The sequence below is a fragment of the Frankia sp. EI5c genome, assembly GCF_001636565.1.
In the GTDB taxonomy this organism is placed as follows: domain Bacteria; phylum Actinomycetota; class Actinomycetes; order Frankiales; family Frankiaceae; genus Parafrankia.
The window spans coordinates 1-5717 of sequence record NZ_LRTK01000143.1 but is presented as its reverse complement, the minus strand read 5'-3'; the positions used below and the strand labels follow the sequence as shown (position 1 = coordinate 5717).

General features: G+C 72.4%; 5 protein-coding genes, 1 tRNA gene and 3 pseudogenes. 7 read left to right on the top strand and 2 right to left on the bottom strand.

The window, feature by feature from the left end; all coding sequences use genetic code 11:
* The first annotated feature begins 33 nt into the window (after positions 1–33).
* Positions 34–429 (top strand): cold-shock protein, encoded by a 396-nt coding sequence (locus UG55_RS26640; protein WP_066073848.1) that lies wholly within the window; start codon positions 34–36, stop codon positions 427–429.
* Positions 430–487: 58 nt separating this feature from the next.
* Here the strand turns inward: UG55_RS26640 and UG55_RS29740 are convergent, their stop codons facing one another.
* Positions 488–661 (bottom strand): hypothetical protein, encoded by a 174-nt coding sequence (locus UG55_RS29740; protein ID WP_199865252.1) that lies wholly within the window; start codon positions 659–661, stop codon positions 488–490.
* A gap of 414 nt (positions 662–1075) precedes the next feature.
* On the opposite strand from UG55_RS29740, the pseudogene UG55_RS44915 reads away from it, so the two are divergent.
* The 4 genes and pseudogenes from UG55_RS44915 to UG55_RS26630 all read left to right on the top strand — a co-directional run.
* Positions 1076–1664 (top strand): annotated as a pseudogene (locus UG55_RS44915) (serine/threonine-protein kinase); the annotation flags it as partial.
* 1 nt (position 1665) lies between these two features.
* Positions 1666–2619: pseudogene (locus UG55_RS44910) on the top strand (serine/threonine protein kinase); the annotation flags it as partial.
* A 1-nt stretch (position 2620) separates the two neighbouring features.
* Positions 2621–2873 (top strand): DUF4352 domain-containing protein (locus tag UG55_RS44905; RefSeq protein ID WP_242425165.1); only part of this gene is annotated, 253 nt, incomplete at its 5' end.
* Positions 2874–3177: 304 nt separating this feature from the next.
* On the top strand, positions 3178–3996 hold the full coding sequence (locus tag UG55_RS26630; protein ID WP_066074705.1) for an HNH endonuclease family protein: 819 nt from the start codon (positions 3178–3180) through the stop codon (positions 3994–3996).
* Between the two features lie 463 nt (positions 3997–4459).
* Here UG55_RS26630 and UG55_RS26625 read toward each other — a convergent pair.
* Positions 4460–4542 (bottom strand) — tRNA-Leu (locus UG55_RS26625).
* Positions 4543–4701: 159 nt separating this feature from the next.
* Between UG55_RS26625 and UG55_RS44900 the strand changes: the two are divergent.
* Together UG55_RS44900 and UG55_RS44895 are read left to right on the top strand one after the other, a co-directional pair.
* Positions 4702–5162: pseudogene (locus UG55_RS44900) on the top strand (DUF3662 domain-containing protein); the annotation flags it as partial.
* A gap of 1 nt (position 5163) precedes the next feature.
* Positions 5164–5717, top strand: a 554-nt coding sequence (locus UG55_RS44895; protein ID WP_242425164.1) for an FHA domain-containing protein, incomplete at both ends; no start/stop codon positions are given.

Sequence of the window (5717 nt, the reverse complement as noted above, 5' to 3'; positions counted from 1 at the left end):
CCCGCCGATCCGCAACGCAGAACGAGGTCGCCCGTGCCCACCGGCAGAGTCAAGTGGTTCGACGTTGACAGGGGTTTCGGTTTTCTCAGTCGCGATGACGGCGACGACGTCTTCGTCCACAAGGCCGCTCTTCCGCCCGGCGTCGACCGACTCAAACCCGGCGATCGCGTCGAGTTCGGCGTGGCCGCCGGCCGCAGAGGCGACCAGGCCCTTTCGGTGCGAATCCTGGCCGCGCCGCCGTCCGTCGCCAAGGCCGCGGCCAATGCCTCCCGGCGCAGCCCCGACGAGCTGCACAGCATGGTCGAGGACATGATCAAGGTCCTCGACGACGTCCAGCGTGACCTGCGCCGTGGTCGCTACCCGGACCGCCGGGCGGCCCAGAAGGTCGCCAAGGTCGTGCACGCCGTGGCCAACGAGCTCGAGCGCTGAGCCCGGCCGCCGAACAGCGCTGCGCCCCGCCGCCGGCCCAGTCCGCCCCGCCGCCGGCCTAGGAGGAGGGGGCGAAGGGGTCGTCCGGGGTCGTGACGGTCACCCGCCGCCGACAGTCGACGCACACGCCGACCGCGGCCCCGGCTTCCTCGTCCGACGGCGCCAGGTAGGCCAGCGGCAACCGCCCACCGCACCAGGGGCAGTCGAGCCAGGGCCCGTCGATATCGGTCATCCGCGAGATCTCCCGCCTCCGGCGCCCGGCAAACCGGCCGGATCACCGCAGGCCGGATGGCTTATGGTCGCATGCCCCCCAGGAGCCGGACCGCCGCGGGGCGCCCGTGCTGTCGGATCAATGACTGGGAAATCGCGTCGTTACCACCTGTCTACTGCTGTATTGACGACAGAGACGGTTCCAGTCGCGCACCGGCCGGGCGCCGACCCNCGATCTGGTCGGGAAATCCGGCCATAGCGTCGGGCCAGGCGGAGCCGACTCCGCGTTGGTGCAGACTGCGAACAGACCATAGACGCCGCTACCCCGGCACCGAAGGTGGAACGTCATCGTGGATCACAACGGGGAACAAGCCCCGGCGGCGCGCGGGCAGCCGGGAGGTCGCACGCCTCCCGGAGAGAGCCTGCACCCGCACGNACCCCGCGTGATCGGCAAGTACCGGCTGCTGCGTCGCCTCGGCGCGGGCGGCATGGGAACGGTCTACCTCTCCGAATCCGCGGGCCGCCGAGTGGCGGTCAAGATCGTGCGCCCCGACCTCGCGGCCGACGAGGAGTTCCGGCGGCGGTTCCGGCAGGAGGTCGACGCCGCACGCAGGGTCGCGCCGTTCTGCACCGCGGAGGTACTCGACGCCGACCCCGACGCTCCCGCCCCCTACCTGGTGACCGAGTTCATCGACGGCGTCCGGCTCGACCACGCCGTCGAGGACGGACCGATCGGCGGCTCGACCCTGACCGGGCTCGCCGTCGGTGTGGCCACGGCGCTCACCGCGATCCACAGCGCCGGCCTCGTCCACCGCGATCTCAAGCCGAGCAACGTCCTGCTGTCGATGTCCGGCCCCCGGGTCATCGACTTCGGCCTCGCGCAGGCGCTGGAGGGCGCCAAGGCCAAGCCGACCGCGTGGGGCTTCGGCTCCGCCGGCTGGATGGCGCCCGAGCAGGTCAACGGGCAGCCCATCGGGCCGGAGGCCGACGTCTTCACCTGGGGCATCCTGGTGGCCTTCGCGGGGNCGGGTCATCATCCGTTCGGCACCGGAACCGACCTGGAGCTGAGCACCCGCATCGTCGGCTGGGAGCCGGACCTCGTCGGGCTCCCGCCCGGGCTGAAGGCCCTGGTGGCCGCCGCTCTGGCGAAGAACCCCGACGCCCGGCCGAGCGCCCGAGACCTGCTGCTGAATCTCATCTCCCTGCCGCCGGCCCGCCCCGGCGACAGCGGCGGCGATCGGGCCTGGAGGCCAAGCTCCACCGCCGTCAACCAGGCCGAGGAGTTGCTCAACCTCACCCAGGGCGTGGTGCTGCCGTCGTCCACGTCCTCCGCCCCGGTCCGGCCGCCACTGCCGGCCGGCGACCGGGTCCCGGCAGCGCAGGTGCCCCACGGCCAGAGCGACAGGTGGCGGGCGGCACGCCAGCACCGCCCGGGCGCGGTGCGACCACCCAACCAGGCCGGACTGCCCAACCAGGCCGGCCCTGCTGGCCTGCCGGCTGGTTCGGCCTCGGGAGGTGCCCCTGCTCCCGGTGCGGCGCACCCCGGCGGGGTCGCGGTACCGGTACCGGCGGGCGCCCCGTCGTTCTCCGGCGCCCCCGCCGGCGGATGGCCCCCGCCACGGCCGCCCGGCCGTGGCTATGTGCACCAGGTGCCCGATCCGGGCGCGTTCCCGGACGCCGCGCCGAACCCGTCCCGCTCCATCCGGCAACGCCTGATCCTGTTCGGCGCCGTGGCCTTCGTGGTGGTCCTCGCCGCCTGGCTGATCAGCACGGCCACCGGCGGCGACACCGACCAGTCCGTGACGCCGGGCCCCCAGAGCGGGGCCGCCCTCACACCGGCCGCCAGCCGGACCGCCCGCCCGGGCACTCCCGCCCGCGACGACCAGTTGGAGTTCCTCGCCGGCAAGATCGAGTGCAATGTCAGCAAGCTCGACGGAATCTTCCCCCGCCGACCCTCCGGCCAGTTCTGCCTGCTCGACCNGAGCGTCACGAATTCAGGCACGGTCGATCGGGTACTGAGCAACTCAAACCAGTTCCTGATCACATCGGACGGTGAACGCCGTTCCGCGGACTATCTGGCCCGGTTCTACCTGAATGACGGCCTGTGGGAAACCATCACCCAGGGTTCCACCGTGACCGGCACCATCGTCTTTGACATCCCGGCTGACGCCACCCCCCGGGCACTCGAACTCCATGAGCGGCCCGAAAGCAAGGGCGTGACGATCCAGCTCTGAGGCCGCGGGTCCAGAACCGCGGGGATCCGCGGACCGCGGCCGCGGTGCCATGGCCGCAAGCGCTGCCCCCTCATCCAGGTCGCCAGGTCACCGACCCATTCCTGTCACGGACCGCATCCGGCCCGTTTCACACCGGTACACGTTCGATGCTCCCGCCGGGGCCCGGCAGCGAACCGGCGGGGGCCGGCCGCATTCCCCGTCAACACAGGTTTACGGTGGCCTTCACGGAGGGAATCGGCCATCACGGATCGAATACGGATACACCACGCGATCCGAGGGGCCGGCCGACAGATCGGGGACGCTGGTGGATTGGCACCTGACCGTTGCTGCCGAGGGCGGTGGCGCGGGGCGTGGGCGGCTCCCGCGGGTGGCCGGCGCGGCGGGCGTACTACTCGCCCTTGTCCTGACGGCACTGCTGGCCACTGCCTGTGACCAGGTTGATCAGGTGCGCGACGCCGCCACGGGAACTCCGGCCGCCACCGCCGTTCCCGGCGCGGCGGGAGCAGACGACGCCGGCGTTCCCGCCGCCACCGGCTCGGCCCTCGAGCTGCTCGGAACGCTGGCCGTTCGCGACGAGGACAACTCGCCGGCCTACCGGCGCACCGAGTTCGGCACCGCCTGGGCCGACGTGGACAAGAACGGGTGCGACACCCGCAACGACATTCTTCGCCGTGATCTGCGGAGCATCACCACCCGCAAGTCGGACGAATGCATTGTCATGACCGGCGAACTGCAGGACCCATATACGACGCGGATAATACGGTTCAGCCGCGAACGCAGCGCCTCGGCGGTGCAGATCGATCACGTGATCGCACTCGCCGACGCCTGGCGCACCGGGGCACTGGAATGGACGGCGAAGGAACGACTGGCATTCGCGAACGACCCCGAGAACCTGCTGGCCGTCGACGGTCCGACCAATCAGGAGAAGAGCGACGCCGACGCGTCCGAGTGGCTGCCGCCGAGCCCCGGCGCCCGCTGCCCGTATGTGGCACGCCAGGTGGGGCTGAAGGCCCGGTACGGGCTCTGGGTGGAACCCGCCGAGGCCGCCGCGATGCGCGAGGTCCTGCAGACCTGCCCCGACCAGCCGCCCCTGGGCTTCACCGCCGCGGGGGCCGCCGGCTGACGCCACCGCCCGCGGGGCGGCCAGGTGCCTGCCGGCCTGCCGCCCCACCGCGCCGGGCCACCCACCGCCCACGTTCCGCGTGGTCCGACGACACACCGGAGTGTCTGGCCAACGCCCGGCCGGAACCACCCCGGAAAAAGTCGCGGCCCGCCGGGAAGCCGAACCAAAGTTCGGCGACCACGACAGGCCGACCCATACCCCCAGAACCACCCGACCCGAGTCGAGCGCCAGCTCGACACTCGGGGGGATCGGGGGGTCGCCCCCCCGGAAAAAGTCGCGGCCCGCCGGGAAGCCGAACCAAAGTTCGGCGACCACGACAGGCCGACCCATACCCCCAGAACCACCCGACCCGAGTCGAGCGCCAGCTCGACACTCGGGGGGATCGGGGGGTCGCCCCCCCGGAAAAAGTCGCGGCCCGCCGGGAAGCCGAACCAAAGTTCGGCAACCACGACAGGCCGGCTCGTGGGCGAGGGGGGAGTTGAACCCCCACGTCCGTTAGGACACACGGACCTGAACCGTGCGCGTCTGCCATTCCGCCACTCGCCCGAGTGGGACTATCAACTTGCCGTGGCACACGCTATCACGTGGAAGACGCCCTCGGACGGCACCCCCCGCTCGCCGGGCAGCTANGTCAAGCTGCCGAGCCGTGGGACGGACCCGTCGGTGGGCATACGATCTCACAGACCGGGAGAAGGGAGGTCGGGCATGGGCGTGCTCCAACGCTTCGAGCGGCGCCTTGGCGGCCTCGTCGAGGGCGCGTTCGCGAAGGTCTTCAAGGGCGGGGTCGAACCCGTCGAGATCGCCAGCGCACTCGCTCGGGAGACCGACGATCGGCGCGCGAACAGCGCCAACCGGGTCCTTGTCCCGAACGAGTTCGCCGTCGAGCTGGCGGGGGGCGACTTCGCCCGGCTGGCCCCCTACACCCGCGAGCTCTGCGACGAGCTGGCCGAAATGGTCCGTGAGCACGCCGCGGAGCAGCGCTACACCTTCGTCGGCCCGGTGACCGTGCGGCTGGCGGAGGCCGGCGACCTGGACATCGGCGTCTTCCGCATCCGCAGCAGCGTCGCGTCGGCCGAGGCGGCGGTGGTCGGCGGTCGCCGGTCGAGGCCGCGGCCGGCCGCTCCCGGAACGCCACACCTACTGATCACGACCCGGGCGGGCGGGGCNGGCGGCGGCGAGCGGGAGTACCCGCTGGACGCGGAGACCACGGTGATCGGCCGCAGCGTCGAGTGCGACATCCGGCTCAACGACACCGGTGTCTCGCGCCGGCACGGCGAGATCCGGCGTCTGCCCGACGGGCAGTTCCTCTACGTGGACGCCGGTTCCACCAACGGCAGCCTGGTGAACGGTCGGGCGGCCACCCAGGTGAAGCTGATGAACGGCGACCGCATCGAGCTGGGCACCGCGGTCGTGGAGTTCCGCCGGGAGGAGCAGCGCGGCGGCGCCGGCCCGCGGGGCCCGCGCACCCCGCCGCCCGTCGGGAGGCCGTCGATGCCACCCGGCCGGGCGGCCCAGCCGCCCGCGGAGCGGACACCTCCGCCGTTCGACCCGCATCAGCCGACGTCGCCCTCAGCGGCCCGGCGTCCCCCCACCCCGCCGCCCGGTGGCCGTGAGCCTGCCTATCCGGAGCGCCCGGGGCGTGGGGGCGAGGAGTACCGCGAGGGGCCGTCTCCCCGCTTCCGCGACGACCCCGGCCCCCGTTCCCCGTCGTGGGGCGGGAG

Excerpts from the sequence above, each read along its gene's own strand:
- UG55_RS29740 (WP_199865252.1), bottom strand. The coding sequence starts at position 661 with ATGACCGATATCGACGGGCCCTGGCTCGACTGCCCCTGGTGCGGTGGG.